General features: G+C 66.9%; 21 protein-coding genes. 8 read left to right on the forward strand and 13 right to left on the reverse strand.

The annotated features are described in order from the left end of the window. The first annotated feature begins 42 nt into the window (after positions 1-42). Positions 43-249 (forward strand): hypothetical protein, encoded by a 207-nt coding sequence (locus WG901_RS15855; RefSeq protein ID WP_339588066.1) that lies wholly within the window; start codon positions 43-45, stop codon positions 247-249. On the opposite strand, the gene WG901_RS15860 is transcribed toward WG901_RS15855, so the two are convergent. After that, positions 246-884, reverse strand: a complete 639-nt coding sequence (locus WG901_RS15860) for a LysE family translocator (RefSeq protein WP_339588067.1) — start codon at positions 882-884, stop codon at positions 246-248. The two genes, WG901_RS15855 and WG901_RS15860, sit on opposite strands and share 4 nt — an antisense overlap. A gap of 146 nt (positions 885-1,030) precedes the next feature. On the opposite strand from WG901_RS15860, the gene WG901_RS15865 reads away from it, so the two are divergent. Genes WG901_RS15865 through WG901_RS15875 form a run of 3 tightly spaced genes read left to right on the forward strand, consistent with a single transcriptional unit; the run spans position 1,031 to position 4,268 of the window. Beyond that, positions 1,031-1,537: a (2Fe-2S)-binding protein gene (locus WG901_RS15865; RefSeq protein WP_339588068.1), complete on the forward strand. Its 507-nt coding sequence runs from the start codon at positions 1,031-1,033 to the stop codon at positions 1,535-1,537. Next, positions 1,534-3,873 carry a xanthine dehydrogenase family protein molybdopterin-binding subunit gene (locus tag WG901_RS15870; RefSeq protein WP_339588069.1) on the forward strand — a complete coding sequence of 780 codons (2,340 nt, stop codon included), beginning with the start codon at positions 1,534-1,536 and terminating at the stop codon, positions 3,871-3,873. The genes WG901_RS15865 and WG901_RS15870 overlap by 4 nt, the downstream gene beginning before the upstream one ends. Further along, on the forward strand, positions 3,870-4,268 hold the full coding sequence (locus tag WG901_RS15875) for a nuclear transport factor 2 family protein (RefSeq protein WP_339588070.1): 399 nt from the start codon (positions 3,870-3,872) through the stop codon (positions 4,266-4,268). Before WG901_RS15870 ends, WG901_RS15875 begins: the two co-directional genes overlap by 4 nt. On the opposite strand, the gene WG901_RS15880 is transcribed toward WG901_RS15875, so the two are convergent. Continuing rightward, the gene (locus WG901_RS15880) at positions 4,265-5,158 is read right to left on the reverse strand and encodes a DMT family transporter (protein ID WP_339588071.1); all 894 of its coding nucleotides are present in this window, start codon (positions 5,156-5,158) and stop codon (positions 4,265-4,267) included. The two genes, WG901_RS15875 and WG901_RS15880, sit on opposite strands and share 4 nt — an antisense overlap. Before the next feature lie 127 nt (positions 5,159-5,285). Between WG901_RS15880 and WG901_RS15885 the strand changes: the two genes are divergently transcribed. From WG901_RS15885 to WG901_RS15895, 3 genes are read left to right on the forward strand one after another with little or no spacing between them, the layout of a single operon-like run. Beyond that, positions 5,286-6,242, forward strand: a complete 957-nt coding sequence (locus tag WG901_RS15885; protein ID WP_339588072.1) for a right-handed parallel beta-helix repeat-containing protein — start codon at positions 5,286-5,288, stop codon at positions 6,240-6,242. A gap of 46 nt (positions 6,243-6,288) precedes the next feature. Continuing rightward, positions 6,289-6,642, forward strand: a complete 354-nt coding sequence (locus WG901_RS15890; RefSeq protein WP_339588073.1) for a hypothetical protein — start codon at positions 6,289-6,291, stop codon at positions 6,640-6,642. Positions 6,643-6,699: 57 nt separating this feature from the next. After that, positions 6,700-6,999 carry a hypothetical protein gene (locus tag WG901_RS15895; protein WP_339588074.1) on the forward strand — a complete coding sequence of 100 codons (300 nt, stop codon included), beginning with the start codon at positions 6,700-6,702 and terminating at the stop codon, positions 6,997-6,999. A 187-nt stretch (positions 7,000-7,186) separates the two neighbouring features. On the opposite strand, the gene ribA is transcribed toward WG901_RS15895, so the two are convergent. The 6 genes from ribA to WG901_RS15925 form a co-directional block, all read right to left on the reverse strand. Continuing rightward, positions 7,187-8,224 carry a GTP cyclohydrolase II gene (gene ribA / locus WG901_RS15900; protein ID WP_339588075.1) on the reverse strand — a complete coding sequence of 346 codons (1,038 nt, stop codon included), beginning with the start codon at positions 8,222-8,224 and terminating at the stop codon, positions 7,187-7,189. 29 nt (positions 8,225-8,253) lie between these two features. After that, positions 8,254-9,045, reverse strand: a complete 792-nt coding sequence (locus WG901_RS15905; RefSeq protein ID WP_339588076.1) for an exodeoxyribonuclease III — start codon at positions 9,043-9,045, stop codon at positions 8,254-8,256. Between the two features lie 326 nt (positions 9,046-9,371). Continuing rightward, positions 9,372-10,025: a LolA family protein gene (locus WG901_RS15910; protein WP_339588077.1), complete on the reverse strand. Its 654-nt coding sequence runs from the start codon at positions 10,023-10,025 to the stop codon at positions 9,372-9,374. Positions 10,026-10,067: 42 nt separating this feature from the next. Continuing rightward, the gene (gene rpmG / locus WG901_RS15915) at positions 10,068-10,235 is read right to left on the reverse strand and encodes a 50S ribosomal protein L33 (RefSeq protein ID WP_086490179.1); all 168 of its coding nucleotides are present in this window, start codon (positions 10,233-10,235) and stop codon (positions 10,068-10,070) included. Positions 10,236-10,379: 144 nt separating this feature from the next. Next, positions 10,380-11,507, reverse strand: coding sequence for a GGDEF domain-containing protein (locus WG901_RS15920; protein ID WP_339588078.1), 1,128 nt, complete (start codon positions 11,505-11,507; stop codon positions 10,380-10,382). Between the two features lie 106 nt (positions 11,508-11,613). Further along, positions 11,614-12,375, reverse strand: coding sequence for an HpcH/HpaI aldolase family protein (locus WG901_RS15925; RefSeq protein ID WP_339588079.1), 762 nt, complete (start codon positions 12,373-12,375; stop codon positions 11,614-11,616). A gap of 113 nt (positions 12,376-12,488) precedes the next feature. Between WG901_RS15925 and WG901_RS15930 the strand changes: the two genes are divergently transcribed. Further along, positions 12,489-13,004 (forward strand): YybH family protein, encoded by a 516-nt coding sequence (locus WG901_RS15930; protein ID WP_339588080.1) that lies wholly within the window; start codon positions 12,489-12,491, stop codon positions 13,002-13,004. Here the strand turns inward: WG901_RS15930 and WG901_RS15935 are convergent. From WG901_RS15935 to WG901_RS15955, 5 genes are all read right to left on the reverse strand, one after another. Then, positions 13,001-13,705, reverse strand: coding sequence for an HPP family protein (locus WG901_RS15935; protein ID WP_339588081.1), 705 nt, complete (start codon positions 13,703-13,705; stop codon positions 13,001-13,003). The two genes, WG901_RS15930 and WG901_RS15935, sit on opposite strands and share 4 nt — an antisense overlap. 77 nt (positions 13,706-13,782) lie before the next feature. After that, entirely contained in the window at positions 13,783-14,067 is a 285-nt protein-coding gene (locus WG901_RS15940; protein ID WP_339588082.1) for a DUF2218 domain-containing protein, read from the reverse strand. After that, the gene (locus WG901_RS15945) at positions 14,048-14,662 is read right to left on the reverse strand and encodes a PadR family transcriptional regulator (protein WP_339588083.1); all 615 of its coding nucleotides are present in this window, start codon (positions 14,660-14,662) and stop codon (positions 14,048-14,050) included. The genes WG901_RS15940 and WG901_RS15945 overlap by 20 nt, the downstream gene beginning before the upstream one ends. A gap of 148 nt (positions 14,663-14,810) precedes the next feature. Next, positions 14,811-15,884 carry a glycosyltransferase family 4 protein gene (locus WG901_RS15950; RefSeq protein WP_339588084.1) on the reverse strand — a complete coding sequence of 358 codons (1,074 nt, stop codon included), beginning with the start codon at positions 15,882-15,884 and terminating at the stop codon, positions 14,811-14,813. Beyond that, a complete protein-coding gene (locus WG901_RS15955; protein ID WP_339588085.1) occupies positions 15,881-16,774 on the reverse strand; it encodes a UDP-2,3-diacylglucosamine diphosphatase in 894 nt (297 codons plus the stop codon). Before WG901_RS15955 ends, WG901_RS15950 begins: the two co-directional genes overlap by 4 nt. Positions 16,775-16,938 lie beyond the last annotated feature (164 nt).

Genomic DNA, 16,938 nt, shown 5'->3' on the forward strand with positions numbered 1-16,938 from the left:
AACGGCTACCATCGCTCTCCAAACAACAACGAGGAGCCAGGCATGTTCGTGAAGTTCACCAGCGTCGATCGCGTTGTGACGGCCGTGAATGCCTCCCAGGTTACCTTCATTTCTTCGGTAAGCGAAGGTACGCGCATCCGCTTTGGCGAAGGCCGCAGCGTGACCGTGATTGAACCGATGGAAGAGGTGATCGACCGGCTCAACCGCACGATGCAGTTCCCCGACGGGACGTTCAAACTGGATAGTTAGAGGCCGCCGCTCCGGACGAGGCCGGCGATCACGCCGGCCGCGATCAGCAGGAAGACGGCACCCACGCCCCATTCGAGCCGCGCGCGCAGGGCGGGGCGCTGCATCGCCGCCGCGAGCTTGCTACCCGCCACGACATAGACGGTGCCGATCAGGAAATCGCAGGTGACGGCGATCGCCGCGAGCACGGCCAGCTGCGGCGCAACCGGCTGGCGCGGATCGACGAAAGGCGGCAGCAGCGCCAGCACGTAGACCAGCGACTTGGGATTGCTCAGCGCGATCGCCAGGCTGTCGCGCAGACTGGCCGACTGCGCGCGGCGTGGCGGGGCGGTTTCGACGTGTCCGCCCTTTCCGGCATCGCGTATCGCCTGGATGCCGAGCCAGGCGAGATAGAGCGCGCCTATCACGGCCAGACCGGTGAAGGCGTGACGCGAGGCGGTCGCGAGCGCGCCGAGGCCGAGCCCGGCCATGATGAACCAGCATAGATTCCCGAGTTGCAGCCCCGCCAGGGCGCCCATGCCCGCGCGGGGGCCGCGCCAGGCAGCCTGGGTCATCACGAAAAGCATCTGCGGTCCGGGTACGAGACTGGTCGCGCCGGTGACGAGCGTGAAGGCGGCAAGGCGCGCGGGATCGAGCATGCCGAGGCCCTTAGGACAATCTGCCGCTCGGGGCACGTGGTTTGGCACGCGCGGGCGCTTCGTGCTGACTATTGCGGTTGACGGCGGCGGCCGGCGCGCGGGATGCTCCGGCAAAGCCCCAGAGGCAATTGAGAGAGGGACGCCGCGTGAGCGAGCATCGGATCGAACTGACCGTCAATGGGCGCCGTCACGGCGCCACTGTCGAGGCGCGTACGAGCCTCGGCGAATTCCTGCGCGAGGAACTCGGCTATACGGGCACGCATCTCGCTTGCGAGCACGGCGTTTGCGGCGCCTGTACGGTCATGCTCGCCGAAAATGGAAAAGGCGGCCAGGCGGTGCGGTCCTGCCTGATGCTCGCGGTCCAGGCCGACGGCGCCGAGGTGACCACGATCGAGGGGCTCGCCGAGGCCGACGGTAGCCTCCATCCGGTCCAGCAGGCGTTGCGCGACAACTACGGGCTGCAATGCGGCTTCTGCACCCCCGGCGTTGCGATTACGCTCGCCGCGCTGACCGCCGACGGTGCCAGACCCGAGGTCGAGGATCTCGAGGCGGCGATGTCTGGGCATATCTGCCGCTGCACCGGCTATCAGGGCATCCGCCGCGCTATCCGCCAACTCACCGGCACGGCGCAACCCGCCGGAGAGCACGCATGAATGCGGGCGTTCCGTTCCGCCGCATGGTCGGCAAGCGCGCGCCGCGCAAGGAGGACGCGCGGCTGCTCACCGGACGTGGGCAATATACCGACGACGTGCGCATGCCGGGCATGCTCCACTGCGTCTTCGTCCGCTCGCCCGTCGCGCGCGGGACGATCACCGCGCTCAACCTCGAGGCCGCGCGCGAACTGCCCGGGGTCCACGCGATCTACACCCATGCCGACATCGGTCAGGTGCCGATCCAACTCATGACCTTCTTCTTCACGCCGGTCGCCGCGCCGATCTCGCTGCTCGCGAACGGCCGCGTCGCCTGCGTCGGCGATCCGGTGGCGCTGGTCATCGCCGGGAGCCGCGCAATCGCCGAAGACGCCGCGGCGCTGGTCGAGCTCGAGATCGACGAAGAGGTGCCCGTCGTCACGATCGCCGACGCCGCGCGCGGCGCGCTCGTGCATCCGGGAACGGAATCGAACTGCTCGCAGGAAATGGGGGCGGCCGAGATCCCCGAAGCGGTCCAGGCTATCCTCGACAAGGCCGCGCACCGCGTCACCAAGACGATCCGCCACCAGCGCATCGCCCAGTCGCCGATGGAAGCGCGCGCCTGCGTCGCCTCGTTCGACGGCGCCGAAGAGCTGACGATCCATATCTCGTGCCAGAGCCCGCACTTCGTCGCGCGCTATGTCTCGACCGTGCTCGGCGTACCGCAGGAAGCGATCCGCGTCGTCGCCAAGGACGTCGGCGGCGCCTTCGGGCTCAAGAACATGCCCTGGCGCGAGGAGATGGCGGTGATCGTTGCCGCCAAGCTGTTCCGCCGGCCCTTGAAGTGGATCGAGGACCGGTTCGAATCTTTGACCGCCTCGAGCCACGCGCGCGAGCAGGAGATTACCCTGACCGCAGGCTTCGATGCCGAAGGGCACTTGCTCGCGGCGCACGGCGACTGCTCGATCAACAACGGCGCCTGGCCGATGGGCGAGGACTGCAACATCGCCGTGCACATGTTCATGTGGCCGGCCTACAAGCTGCCCGCCTATTCGTTCCACACGCGCGGCTGGTACACCAACACGATGGGGCTCGGCGGCTATCGCGGCCCCTGGGCGCTCGAATCGCTGATCCGCGAGACCCTGCTCGACGATGCCGCGCGGCAGATCGGCATCGATCCGATCGAACTGCGCCGGCGCAACCTCGTGCGCCGGGAAGATCAGCCGATGACCACGGGCATGGACATCACCGTCACCGACATCACGCCCTACGAATGCCTGGAAAAACTGCTGTCCGAGGTCGACGTCGCCGCGTTTCGCAAGGAGCAGGCTGCGGCGCGCAAGTCGGGGCGCTATCTGGGGCTCGGCGTGACCACCTATGTCGAGCCGACCGCGGTCGCGGGCATCATGACGCCGCTGACCGGAGAGACCGCACAGGTCCGCATCGAGGCGACGGGCAAGGTTACGGCGATGCTTTCAACCCATTCGCAGGGCCACGGCATGGCGACGACGATGGCGCAGGTTATCGCCGACCGGCTCGGCGTGGCCTATGACGACGTAACCGTGTTCGACAGCGATTCCGCGATCGGTTCCTATTCGCCAGGCGCAGCGGGTAGCCGCCAGGGGGTGATTGCCGGTGGCGCGTCGTGGCGCGCGGCCGAACTGCTGGCGGACAAGGTCAAGCGCATCGCCGCGCATCTCTACAACGCCAGCCCCGAGACGATCACGATCGAGGACGGCATGATCCACATCGCCGGCGCTCCCGAGATGAGCCGGCCGCTGCGCGAAGTCGCCGAGATCGCGCACGGCGAGCCGTTCCGCCTGCCCGAGGGCATGGAGACCGGGCTCGAGGCGCAATACCGCTATCAGCCGCCGCCGATGACCTTCACCAGCGCCGCGCACGCCTGCATGGTCGAGGTCGATCCTGAAACGGGGTTCGTGTCGATCAAGCGCTGGGTCTCGTCCGAGGACTGCGGCACGATCATCAATCCCGGTATCGTCGAAGGCCAGATCGCCGGCGGGCTCGCCCAGGCGATCGGCCAGGTGCTGCTCGAGGAGATGCCCTACGACGCGCATGGCAATCCTCTGGCCGCGACGTTCAAGGACTATCTGATGCCGGCCTACACCGACATTCCCGACTTTGAATATCTCCATGCCAACACGCCTTCGCAGACGATCGGCGGCATGCGCGGCGTGGGCGAAGGAGGGGCGATCATCGGCCCGCCGACCCTCGTCAATGCGATCGCCGATGCGCTGGCGCCCTTCGGTCCGCTCGACGTCGCGCTGCCGCTGTCGCCGCATCGCGTGCTCGAACACATCGAGCGCGCCGAGGCCGCGGTCAGGCTGGAGGAAGCGATATGAGCGATCCCAAAGCATTGATCCGCCACTGGATGGAGATCACCGCGATGGGCCCGGCCGAGGCTTGGGACGAACGCGTCTCATCCGACGTGGTGGTCCGCCTGCCCTATGCACCGCCGGGGGTCATGCCGGTGATGACGGGCTTCGACGAGGCGCGCGACACGCTCGGGCATCACTGGGGAACCAAGCGCAGCTTCGACTGGGTCGACGTCACTATCCGCGCCACCGAGGATCCCGAGCTCTTCGTCACCATCGCGCGCTCGCAGGTGGTGATGGCCAACGGCGATCCCTATGCCAACGACTATGTGATGCTGACGCGGGTGCGCGACGGCCAGGTGATCGAGCACACCGAGTATTTCAACCCGCTCCCGATCGTGGACCTGCTGGCGAAGCGCTAGGTCGCGGCCGGCTTTTCGCCCGCGCGGGCGAGCACCAGAGCGGCGGCGACGAGGATCATGCCCGCCAGGTCCCAAAAGCCCAGCGTCTCGTCGAAGGCGAACCAGCCGGCGACGATCGAGACCGAAGGCTGGGTCAGCAGGGTCAGGCCGATGATCAGCGGCGGGAAGTGGCGCAGCGCATAGACGAGCAATCCCTGGCCGATGATCTGGCTGCCCAAGGCCAGCGCGAGCAGCGGCCACCAGTTGTGCGGGAGGACCGTCTCGCCCGTCCACAACGCCGCGGCGAGCAGGAAGGGCGCGCCGGCCAGGCTCGACCAGAACAGGAGCGCCCAGGCGCCCAGATGCGCGCGCTCGCTTTGCAGCAGCAGGATGTAGAAGGCGTAGAAGAACCCCGCGAGCAGGCAGAGCAGGTCGCCCACCAAGGTCGCGGTGCTGATCTCGAGGCTGCGCCCGAACAGGATCGCGGCGCCCGCGCTGGCGGCGCCGAGCGCCAGCCACTCGCCGCGATGGGGCGCGCGGCGCAGTGCGATCACGCCCCAGACCATCAGGATCAGGCTGCCCGAATTGCCGAACAGCGAGGCGTTCCCCAGCCGCGTGCCGTGAATGCCGATATGCCAGGCGGCGAGATCGGCGGCGAAGAACAGGCCCGCACCGGCGACCGCTATCCAGGTGCGGCGGCTGAATCCGACGATCTTCTGGCGGTTGGCCATGGCGAGCAGCAGCAGCACGGGGAGCGCCAGGGTCAGCCGCCAGAACCCAGTCGCAACCGGCCCGGCATCGGACAACCGCACCGACCAAGGCCCCAGAGCCAGCGCGAAATTGCCGCCGAGCAGCGCCGCGAGGTGCCGCCAGGTCCAATCGTATCGTGGAGTGGCGGAGCGTTCGGTCATGGCGGCGGCAAGCCGGTCCGGGCGCCCGATGTCAACCGTTAATCCTTTGAGATCATGGTGTGCCGTGGCTGGACGCGCGCGGAATTGCGCGTGGCGCGCGGGCCGATGCGCGATAGGGAGACGATTGATGAAAGCTTCACTGCGCCTCGGATTCGCGCCGCTTGCGGTGCTTCTCGCTGCCTTTCCGGCCGATGCGCAGCCGCAACCGCAGCCGGCCGCGCCCTATACCGTGGTCGAGACGGGCAAGACCTACAAGCGGCTGCAGGACGCGGTGAACGCGATCGGCGGGCGCATCGGCACGATCCGCTTCATGACCGCGCGTTTCCAGGATTGTGCGGTCCAGGAGGCGGGCGACATCACCTATGTCGCGCAGGAACCCGGCCAGTCGGTGATCGAAGGCGTCGCCTGCGAGGGCAAGGCCGCATTGGTGCTGCGCGGCCGCGCGGCGCGGATCGAAGGGCTTGTCTTCGCCAATATCCACGTCGGCGACATGAACGGCGCGGGCATCCGGCTCGAGCGCGGCAACCTGACGGTCTCGCAGTCGTGGTTCCGCGACAGCCAGCAGGGCATCCTCTCGGCCGACGACCCGCGCTCGACGGTGACGATCGACAAGTCGACCTTCTCGGGGCTCGGTACCTGCGAAGGCTCGGGCGGCTGCGCGCATTCGCTCTACATCGGCGACTATGGCGCCCTGACCGTCACGCGCAGCCGTTTCGAGACGGGCCGCGGCGGGCACTACGTCAAGAGCCGTGCGCGGCGTGTCGCGGTGCTCAATTCCAGCTTCGACGACAGCCAGGGCCAGGGTACCAACTACATGATCGATCTGCCCGCCGGATCGACCGGGCGGATCGCCGACAACCTGTTCGTCCAGGGCGAGAACAAGGAGAACTACTCCGCCTTCATCGCCGTCGGTGCCGAAGCGCGGGAGCACAGCTCGAACGGCCTGACGGTCGAGCGCAACGACGCGCGATTTGCACCGGGCGTGCAGCGTGAGAGCACCTTCGTTGCAGACTGGTCGGGTGACCAGCTCGTGATCGGGGCCAACGCGCTCGCCGCGGGCATCCTGCGCAACGACCGGCGCTGAACGCTCTTTCATTGCGCATTCAGTCTTCGCCGCCTACCTGTGGGTCATGCTGCGCAGCCTGCCTTCCCTGACTCTCGTTCGCCTGTGGGCGGCCGTGCTGTTGGCGACGATCGGCCTGCAGGCGCTCGACGCGGCACCGCCGTCGCTCGAACGGCGCAGCGGCTCGGCCTTCTCGGCCAGCACGCAGGAAGTCGCGCTCTACGTGCAGCGCGGCGAGAGGGTGCAGCGGCAGGCGGTCGCACCGCAGCCGATCGTACCGTTCTCCACGCCCGTTGCGGTGACGCCCGCGCGAACGGCCGAACTGGCCGTGCTGCCGGCGCCGCGCCCCGATTCGACCGGACCGCCGGCTTTCGAATTCCGATCCTGGAACGCTGCCCCGCGCGCACCACCGCGCGCCTGATCTCTGCCGCCCGTGCGCTTTCGCGCACGCTTCGCATGCAAGATCAGGAAGTTTCCCATGGAAGATACGCAGACCGATGCGGCGCGCGCCAAGCGTCGCATCCATATGGAAGCGGCGCTCGCCGACTATCCGCATCTCAGTGAAGAGCGCCTCGCCGCGCTCCTCGGCTGGTTCCGCAAGGAGGCGACGGCGCTCGACGTGGCGATGGTCGCCAGCAATCCCGACATCGTCGAGCCCTATCGCCGTTTCCGCGCCGAACACATCGATCCGATCTCGGGCAAGGACTGGATCAAAGGCCTGCTGATCGCGGGCTTGGCCGGACTGCTCGTCCTGGTGATCGTCTGGCGGGCTTTCTGACCGTCTGACGCGGGCGGAGCCGGTTTGGACCCCCGGGCTCCGTCCCAACTCCTTCCCGGAATGGGGAAGGGGGCTGTCCTTTGGAGAGTGGCGAGTACCGATCCCCCTGGCGCATCCCCTAAGCGCCTTCTCGCCCTCCGGCGCGCGTCCGCGCCGCAGCCTCCGTTCCCATTCCGGGAGGGTCTTTTCAGGTCAGCAGATGTCCGGTGCGGTCGCGCTTGGTATCGAGATAGCGCGCGTTGTGCGGGTTTGCCGGCAATTGATGCGGGACCCGCTCGGCCACGGTCACGCCCTCGGCCTCGAGCGCGCGGACCTTCTCGGGATTGTTGGTCATAAGCCGGATCGCGTGAACGCCGAGCAGTTCGAGCATCCGCGCGGCGACCGGAAAATCGCGCGCTTCGCTGGGCAGGCCCAGGCGGTTGTTGGCGTCGACCGTGTCGAAGCCCTGGTCCTGCAGGCCATAGGCGCGAAGCTTGTTGATCAGGCCGATGCCCCGGCCTTCCTGGCGCATGTAGAGCAGCACGCCCCAGCCCCCGTTGCGTGCCTCGTCCGCCATGGCCGCGAGCGCGGCGTCGAGTTGTGGGCCGCAATCGCACTTGAGGCTGCCGAGGATGTCGCCGGTCAGGCATTCCGAATGGAGTCGGACGAGCGGCGCGCGATCGCCATCCTGCTTGCCGATCACCAGCGCGACGTGCTCGCGCAGGTCGTCGGCCGAACGAAAGGCGACGATCTCGGCATCTTCGGCGGCGGCAACGGGCAGCCGCGCGCGCGCGGCGATCGAGAGCCGCGCGGTGTCCTTCCATTCGGCAAGATCGGCCGCCGAGACTGCCTGAGCCTCGCCGGCCGGGGTTGGGTCGACAAGGAACGCGGGAAGCACGCCGGCCAGCCGCGCCAGTTCCATCGCCGCCTGTGCCGCCTCGGCGTGATCGAGATGATCGGCAGCGAAGGGCCCCTTCATCGGATAGCGCAAGTCGAGTGCGGGATCGGCGACAGCGCGCGCGCCGGCCAGGTCAAAAGGTTCGGCTGCGCGGATCAGCACGGGTGCTTCGGGCGCCGCGGCTTCGCGCTGGTTGGCGAGCTTGAGCGTCACCGCGCGCGCCGAGGAAATCAGCATACGCGCCGCCGTGACGCCCGTGTCGAAGCCGGTTTCGGCGGGCAGCAGCGTGAACGCGCCTTCCAGGGCGATCGGCCAGCCATGGCGAAGCGCGTCGATCGCCAGCGCCACGCGCCGCGCGCCCGATGGTTCGCCCGTGCTCAGAGATCGAACTCCGTGATCAGCGGCACGTGGTCCGACGGCTGTTCCCAGCGCCGCGTCTCCTCGACGAAGCGATGGCCGACCGACTGCGCGGCGAGATCGGGCGAGGCCCACATGTGATCGAGCCGGCGACCACGGTCCTTCTCTTGCCAGAAGGTGCGATAGGACCACCAGGTCCAGTTGCGTTCGGGCGAGGGGATATGCTTGCGGCCGAGATCGACCCAACCATGCGCGTCGGCGAAGCGCTGGAGCGTTTCAATCTCGATCGCGGTGTGGCTGACGACCTTCATCAGCGCCTTGTGGTCGTAGACGTCGCTTTCGAGCGGGGCGATGTTGAAGTCGCCGACGATGAGGGTCGGCCGGTCGAGCGTGTCGGCCCAGCGCGTCATGCGCTCGAGGAAGTCGAGCTTCTGGCCGAACTTGGGATTGACCGTGCGATCGGGGACGTCGCCGCCCGCGGGAATGTAGACGTTCTCGAGCAATAGACCCTGACCGGGGCCGAGCAGTTCCACGCCCACGTGGCGGGCTTCGCCATTGTCCTGCCAGTCGTGACGACCGAATTCGCGCAGCGGGATTTTGCTGACCGTGGCGACGCCGTGATAGCCCTTCTGGCCGTGGACCGCTCGGTGGGTGTAGCCGGCCTTTTCGAACACGTCGTGCGGGAACAGGTGCTCGGCGCACTTGATCTCCTGCAGGCACAGAACGTCGGGCGCCTGCTCGGCGAGGAAGCGCTCGACCTGCGGCGCGCGCAGGCGGACGGAGTTGATATTCCACGTGGCGATCTTGACCATGCAGGGGCTTTAGGGAGCCCGCCGCCGGATTTCCAGCCCACCGGCTGAAAGTCGGCCAGGCCGCGTCGTTCTATGGGGCGGCTTCGGGGGGAGCCAAAAGAAAACCCTCGTCCCGGGGGCAAGAGGGACGAGGGTTCCTTTGTGCGTTCGTCACGCTTGTCAGAGCGGCCTACCAGGAGGCGCGGGCAACAGGGGGGAAACCCGCCTCAGGCCGCGCTGACACCTGTATATTTAGGGTCTCCGTGCTTTCTGCCAAGTGAACGACTCCCGGAAATGTGTCGCAGTTTGTCGCACCGACGGCACGGCGTGCGGCGACGCGTTGCCGTTCATCGACGAGACGGGGAACGGGGATCGTTCCACTTGAACGTGTTGTCAGAAACCGGCTGGCCGTACTGATGGTTCGAGAGCCGGATCGTGGTCCGTTTGTTCTGCGAATCGAGCGCGACCCAGTTCACCAGTTCGAGCCCGCCGGGGGCCGAGGCCTTGCGCAGGAAGATCAGGGTGATGACGCCGTATTCGGGATGAGAACGGTCGCGGACTTCGACGGAGACGACGCTCGGGTCGCCGGTCGGCTGCACGGTGCCGTAGCGCGCGACGTCGCGATTGGGATCGAGCAGTGCGCCGAGTGGAGTGCTGCTTATCGGCCAGCGCTGAACCTGGCGAACTTCGTAGTCGATCATCGTCAACGCCTTGCCGTCGGAGACGATGAGCAGCGGCACGCCCTGCTGATACTGGAAGCGGATACGACCCGGACGCTTCAGCGTCATCACACCCGAGACGCGCTGGCCGTTGCGGTCGGTCTGGACGAAATCCGCGCGCATCGTCGAGATGCCGCGCAAAGCCACGACGGCCTGGTCGAGCTGATTGGGTTGCGCCTGCTGTGCCTGCGCAGGCTGCGAAACCGGAGTGATAGAAACGACGAGCGCCGCCAAAGCGGCGGCGCAAGCGGTGTTCTTCAAGACATGGATCATGCTGTTCATGCACTGCCCTCTATGGTCAGCGCCTTGAACTCGCGCTGAACCTTACTTGATCTTGGCTTCCTTGAACTCGACGTGCTTGCGCACGACGGGATCGTACTTGCGGAACGTCATCTTCTCGGTGGTGTTCCGCGGGTTCTTCTTGGTGACATAGAAGAAACCGGTGTCGGCGGTCGAGACCAGACGGATCTTGACGGTTGCGGGCTTCGCCATGGCGCGTTCCTAAACTTTCATCCAGCCGCACCAGGCGGCACAAAAACGATCAGAGCGGCGAAAGCTCGCCGCCCCAGAAGGCAGCGCCCTTGCGGCAATGAGGCCCCCGAGTCAAGCGTTGGCGGTGCCTGCCGGCGCGAAAAACTATGCGGCGACGCGGTGTGGCAGCTCGAGATCGGGCGTCCACTGGGTCACGCCGCCGCCGCGCCGCTTGCTGGCGTAGAGCGCCTCGTCAGCCAGGCTCAACAGGCATTCGAGGTCCTCCGCACCATGTTCGGCGACGACATAGCCGACGCTGCTCGAGATTTCGACGTGCTGCCGCTCGATTCGATAGGGCCGGGCGATCGCCTCGGCCAGGCGGTTGGCGAGCAACTCGGCTTCCGCGACGTTCGCCAGACCGCACTGAACGATCGCGAATTCGTCGCCTCCAAGCCGTGCCGCGGTGTCGCTCGCGCGGATCGTGCGGACGATTCGCTTGCCCACGGCGACCAGCAGGGCGTCGCCCGCCGAATGGCCGAAGCTGTCGTTGACCGGTTTGAAGCCGTCGAGATCGAGGAAGTGGACCGCGACGATGCCGGGGTCGTTGGCGAAGGCCACGCGTTCGTCGAACCATTCGCGCAGGGCCAGGCGGTTGGGCAGCGCGGTGAGCCCGTCTTGGCGCGCCAGGGTAGAGAAGGCGAGGCGTCGGCTGATGCTCTGCGATGCTCGCATGTGGCGGCGGTTCACACTGTGAATGCCCCCGGCCAGGAAGCCGCTGGCGAGGAAGGCGGTGGCCCAGTAGAATTTGTCGGGCTGCATCAGCGCGGCGACCAGTGCCGGTACGATCGCCATCAGCATGCTGGGCACCGCAATGCGCGGCCGCAGCGAGATCGCGGTGGCGACCCCTGCGGCATAGCCGACGAGCATGCAGATCACGAGCATGTGGATCGCCGGATGGGGCAGGCTCATCGCCTGGAAGCCGAACATGCCGAGCGTCGCGGCGAAAGCGAAGTAGAACGTGGCGAAGCGCCGCTGTAGGCCGCGCGCGCGGCCGACCGCGAGATCTGGCGCTTTGGCTTCGCTCTTGAACCGGAAGACGTACACGAGCCGCGCCGCCGTGGCGATCGTGCCGGCGACGACCAGCAACGAGAGCAGCAGATCGCGCGTTTCCCAAGCGATCAGGCTGCCGACGGCCAGGAAGCCCGCCGACATGATGACGGAAGGAGCGGTTTCTTCGAACAGGCTTCGGATCAGCTCAACCTTGAGCGCATCCTGCTGGACTTGTTGTGACATAGCGGTTTCACGGCACCAGATAGTTACGCCGGATGCGACCCCAACGCTGTCCGACGCGGTACAGGGCGCCGTGTTTATAAAGACTGAACGTGCGGCTGGCCGTGCGTCAGGCGCGGGGCGTCTCTACCAGTCGCTGCGCACCCGCGACGAGGAAGTCGGTGTCCTTCCCCGCGAGGATCAAGTCATAGCCTTGAGCGAACATCTGCGCCACGGTCAGCCCCGGCAGCAGAGTCGAGGCGAGCAGCTTGCCCGAAGCGCGGATGCGTGCGGCGGCGTGTTCGATCAGGCTCTGCAACTCGGTGTCGTCGAAGCGGTTTAGCTTGCCGATCGAGGCTGACAGGTCGCGCGGGCCGAGCAGCAGCATGTCGACGCCCTCGACCGCGCAGATGGCGTCGACATTCTCGACCGCCGTCGCGGATTCGATCTGGGCGACGAGCAGGCGGCCGGACTCGACCGACGGGTCGTAGTAACCACCATCGATGCCATAGCGCGCCGCACGCAGTCCCGCGCCGGCGCCGCGGTGGCCTTTCGGCGGATATCTACAGGCGCGTACGAAGGCATCGGCCTGGTCGGCGCTATCCACGCCGGGATAGACGATGGCCTGCGCGCCATTGTCGAGCAGGCGCTGTGCATAGGCGAGCTCGCCGTGCGGCACGCGCACCATCGACCGGGTCCTGCTGCCCGTCAGCGCGCGATCCTGCGCGACGAAGTCGGCGAGGCCGCCGCCGCCATGCTCGTGGTCGATCATCACCATGTCGAGCCCAGCGTGCCCCAGGATCTCGGCCAGATCGGGCGAGGGCAGCAGCACGACGAGGCCGAGCTGCTTGTCGCCGCGGAGCAGGCGCTGCTTGAGGGAATCGCCGGTCATCGGAGGCCTTTCTTTGCTGGGACCGCCTTGGCGTCTCGCGACGGCGCGATCAATCTCTCCTTGCGGCCTGTGGTGCGCACGGGGATAGTCGCGCTATAATCGGGAGCGGACACATGAGCGATTTCGTCGCGGCGGAAGCCGGCATCCGTCAGTTGCACGAGCGCTATACCGACGCGGTGTATCGCCAGGACTTCGATGCCTTCGCCGATTGCTTCACCGAGACGGGCGAATGGCGCATCTCGGGCATGGTGCTCCAGGGTCGCGCGCAGATTCGCGAGACGATCGCTGCAATCCTGGCGCGGTTCACCCGCGTGCTGATCTCTTTCCGCACGCCGATCCTTCATGTCGGCGAAGGCGTCGCCTCGGCGCGCACCTATATCGACGAGCGCTGCGCCTGGAAGAACGGCGACACCAACATCTCGATGGGACTCTACTACGAGCACTTCGTCGAGCAGGACGGCCGCTGGCTGTTCGACTGGCGGCTGTTCCAGATGCTCTATCGCGGCGATCCCGATCTGACGGGAACCTTCTACGATTTTCCCGACTACGGACCGCCCCCGGCCATGCCGCCGCGCGACGCCTTGCCGGAGGATACGGCCACGGCGCGATGGGGTATTGCCAAGCCCTAGACCGAGATCGCCCCGCGATCGGGCGCGGCTTCGCGCTCACGCGCATAGATCTCGGCTGTCGAGAGCAGCAGGTCGAGGTCCTCGCGGCTGATGTCGAAGTTCTCGTGCAGATCCTCGAGTGCGCGGTCGATGTCCTCGGCGTGAAAACCGGCGGCGACGCGCAACGTGTCGCGATCGTCAGCCGGCACTGCCGCCTGGTGCGGATAGGAATGGCCGCTGAGGCGGTGAAAGAACATCGCCAGCGAGACCAGCGCGATCGAGTTGATCGCCACCGGCGCGAAAGCGAAGCCGTAGCCTGCGGCGTGGATGCCCGGACTGCCGATCACCACGGTCAGCGCCGCCGCGCCGCCCGGCGGATGCAGGCAGCGCAGCAGCGACATCACGAGGATCGCGCCACCGACCGCAAGGCCCGCGGCCAGCGCGGGATCGGGAACGTGGCGATAGACCGCGACCCCGACGAGCGCCGAGACGGTATTGCCGCCGACGATCGGCCAGGGCTGGGCCAGCGGACTGGCCGGCACGGCGAAGGCGAGGACCGCCGAGGCGCCGATCGGCGCGACGAGCAGTGGCAGGTCCGCCACGGGAAGGGGGATCTGGGCGCAAAGGATGCTGGTCAGCAGGATGCCGATCAGCGCGCCGATGCAGGCCACCACGCGGTCGCGCCAGTTGGCGCCGGCGAGGAGCGGCCTAAAGATCTGCATCTGCGAAAACACCCGCGATTGCCCGAACTGACCCGCCCCTAGGCGGCGGTACGGGCGATCTCAAGCAAGCTTCTCTTTCAGGCTTCCTTCCACACGACCGCGAGATCCTCGCGGAAGGCGAAGCGGACGAGGTGGCGGATCACCACATCCTTGAGCTGGGTCAGCTGGGACCCGTCGGGCGCGCTGAGCTTCAATTGCAGACGCTCGTCGTCGGCGCGCAGGTCGCAGTCGCCGATCGAGAAGCTGATCTTGCCCGCTGCCGGATCGAAGGTCACCGGCAGCTTGTGGGCGAAGTGCTTGCAAAGCTGCTGGAGATAGCGGCTCGCACGCGGGGTTACGATTTCAGCCTGGCTGTTGGTCATGGTCGGGTCCTTGGAGCTTTCCGATTTTTTGGGCGGCTTCGTCGATCGCCGCGGCTATCGCCTCTATCGTGGCTTCGTCGGCCGGGCCGGAGGCCAGGCGCAGGCGCAGCGCGGTCTTCAGGTTGTGCATGGCGCGCATGACCTGAAGGCTGCGGCCGCGGCGGCCTTCGCCGTCGTGCCCGCCGCGACGGAACAGCGCGTCGGCGGCCTCCCGGTTGGCATCGAGGAAGGCCTGGCCCTCCGCGGTGATCGAGAAGGATTTGCGCCCGCCTTCGGCCGAGACGCTGGCGTAGCCCGAGTCCTCGAGCCAGGAGAGCGTCGGGTAGATCACGCCCGGGCTGGGCGTATAGGCGCCGCCGAAACGGTCCTCGATCGTCTTGATCAGCTCGTAGCCGTGTGCCGGGGCCTGGGCGATCAGCGCCAGCACCAGCAGCCGTAGCTCGCCATAGTCGAACAGGCGACCGCCGCTGCGGCGACCGCGTCCTTCGTGGTGCTCGCCGCCGTGGCGGCCGAAGCTGCCGCGCATTTCGCAGAAGGGGTGATTGTGGTGGGAATGGCGGTCCATGCCGCCGGGGTTGCGATGTCTGTACTTCATCATGGATTGCTATCTATATCGCGATATATCGGAAATCAAGATATATCGGGAATATTTTCCAGCGCTTTTTGTTGGCGTGAAAATGGGAACGGCCCGAAGCTCGCGGGGGAGCTCCGGGCCGTGCGGATCGAAGATGTGGTATCGAGTGTTAGGCGGGTTCGAGCGCGCGTTCTGGCTCGGACCGGCGCGTCGCGCTCTGTACGGCGCTGAGGAACTGGTCGGTCGCGCGTTCCCACGAATAGCGTGCGCCGAACACGGCGGCCGAGGTGCGGTCGAGGCGTAGCGCCTTCTCGATGGCGAGCGTCATATCCTGCTCGACCGCGGCGATCGTGAAGGGCATGTCGTCGTCGACGCCGCGGCCATTGTAGCCGAGGATGTCGAGTGGTCCGGCCACGGGCAGCGCAGCCACGGGCAGGCCCGAGGCAAGCGCTTCGATCACGACCATGCCGAAGGTGTCGGTCATGCTCGGGAATACGAAGCAGTCGGCGCTGCGATAGGCGGCGGCCAGCGCTTCGCCCGACAGCGCGCCGAGGAAGACGACCTCGGGATAGCGCTGGCGCAGCTCTTCGAGCGAGGGGCCGTCACCGACCACCACCTTGGTCCCCGCGACCTTGGCGTCGAGGAAGGCCTCGAGGTTCTTCTCGGGCGCGACCCGGCCGACGTTGAGCATGATCGGGCGAGGCAGATCGGCGAAGGCCGGATGGTGATCGCCAGTCGGGCGGAACAGCCAGTGGTCGATCCCGCGCGTCCAGGGGCGGGTCTGGGTGATGCCGCGCGTGGCGAGTTCCTCGCCGAGGCGCTCGGTCGCGACCATCACCGCGCGGCTCGGCGCATGGAAGCGCTGCATGATCGGCCAGAAGCGCTCGGCGCTGATGCCCGTGCGCACCGCCGCATATTCGGGAAAGCGCGTGTGGAAGGCGGTGGTGAAGGGTATGCCGCGCGCCAGGCACCAGCCGCGCGCCGACCAGCCGATCGGGCCTTCGGTCGAGATGTGGACGACTTCGGGCTGGAAGGCGTCGAGCATGCGGCGCACGCCGAAGCGCGGTGCCATGGCCAGGCGGATCGACGAATAGCCGGGCATCGGCACGGTCAGGAAGCGCTGCGGCGTGATCAGTTCGACCTCGTGGCCGCGACGGTCGAGCTCGACCACCGTGGCCGAGAGGGTGCGGACCACGCCGTTGACTTGCGGGTACCAGGCATCGGTGGCGATCGCGAGTCTCATGCCGGAATCTCCATGTTTTGGCCGGCGCTCTCGGCGCTGGCGGCCGCGGTCTCGCGCGCCCAGTCGATGATCGTGATGTGGCCGGCGAAATCTTCGGCCAGAGCCGTGCAGCTCTCGACCCAGTCGCCGTCGTTGTAATAGGTGATCCCGCCGATCTGGCGGATTTCGGCGCAGTGGATGTGTCCGCAGACGATGCCGTCGAGCCCGCGCGTGATCGCCTCGTGCGCGACCGCCTCTTCGTAAGAGCCGATATACTGGACCGCGTTCTTTACGCGTTTCTTCATGTAGGACGACAGCGACCAGTAGGGCAGCTTGAGCCGGCGGCGGATCGCATTGACCCAGATGTTCGAACGCAGCAGCAGTGAGTAGGCTTTGTCGCCGAGGAAGGCGAGCCACTTGGCATAGAGTACGACGCCATCGAAGCTGTCCCCGTGGGTGACGAGCAGCCTGCGGCCGTCGGCGGTCTCATGCACCGCCTCGAGTGCGAGCTCGACGCCGCCGAAGGTCATGCCGGCGTAAGATCGCAGCATCTCGTCGTGGTTGCCGGCGATGAAGACCACGCGGGTGCCACGGTGCGCCATCTTGAGCACGCGACGCACGACCTCGCTGTGCGCGTCGGGCCAGTACCAGCCCTTGCGCAGCCGCCAGCCGTCGACGATGTCGCCGACGAGATAAAGCGTCTCGCATTCTATCGAGCGCAGGAAATCGACGAGCATCGTCGCATTGCAGCCGCGCGTGCCGAGGTGGACGTCCGAAATCCACACGGTGCGATGCTTGCGCTTGGGGCGAAACGAGCGGGGATCGGGGAGATCGAGCCACTTGGGAATGTTCCCTGAAGCTCCAGTCTTGCGATCCTTGGTTTCGACCAGGCCGCCTTCATCAAATAGCATCGGATATCCTTTGCCAAATCTGGCTTGCGGATAGTCGCAGCACGTTGCGCGAGAATGACGGGACGGTGGCACTTCAATTACAGCCGCGGTCGAACTGTGTCGCGAACGCGATTGGTCGAAGGGTGGGTGACCGCTTGCTTTATAAATACTGCGTCGATCGTCTT

The sequence above is a fragment of the Novosphingobium anseongense genome, from assembly GCF_037482895.1.
In the GTDB taxonomy this organism is placed as follows: domain Bacteria; phylum Pseudomonadota; class Alphaproteobacteria; order Sphingomonadales; family Sphingomonadaceae; genus Novosphingobium; species Novosphingobium anseongense.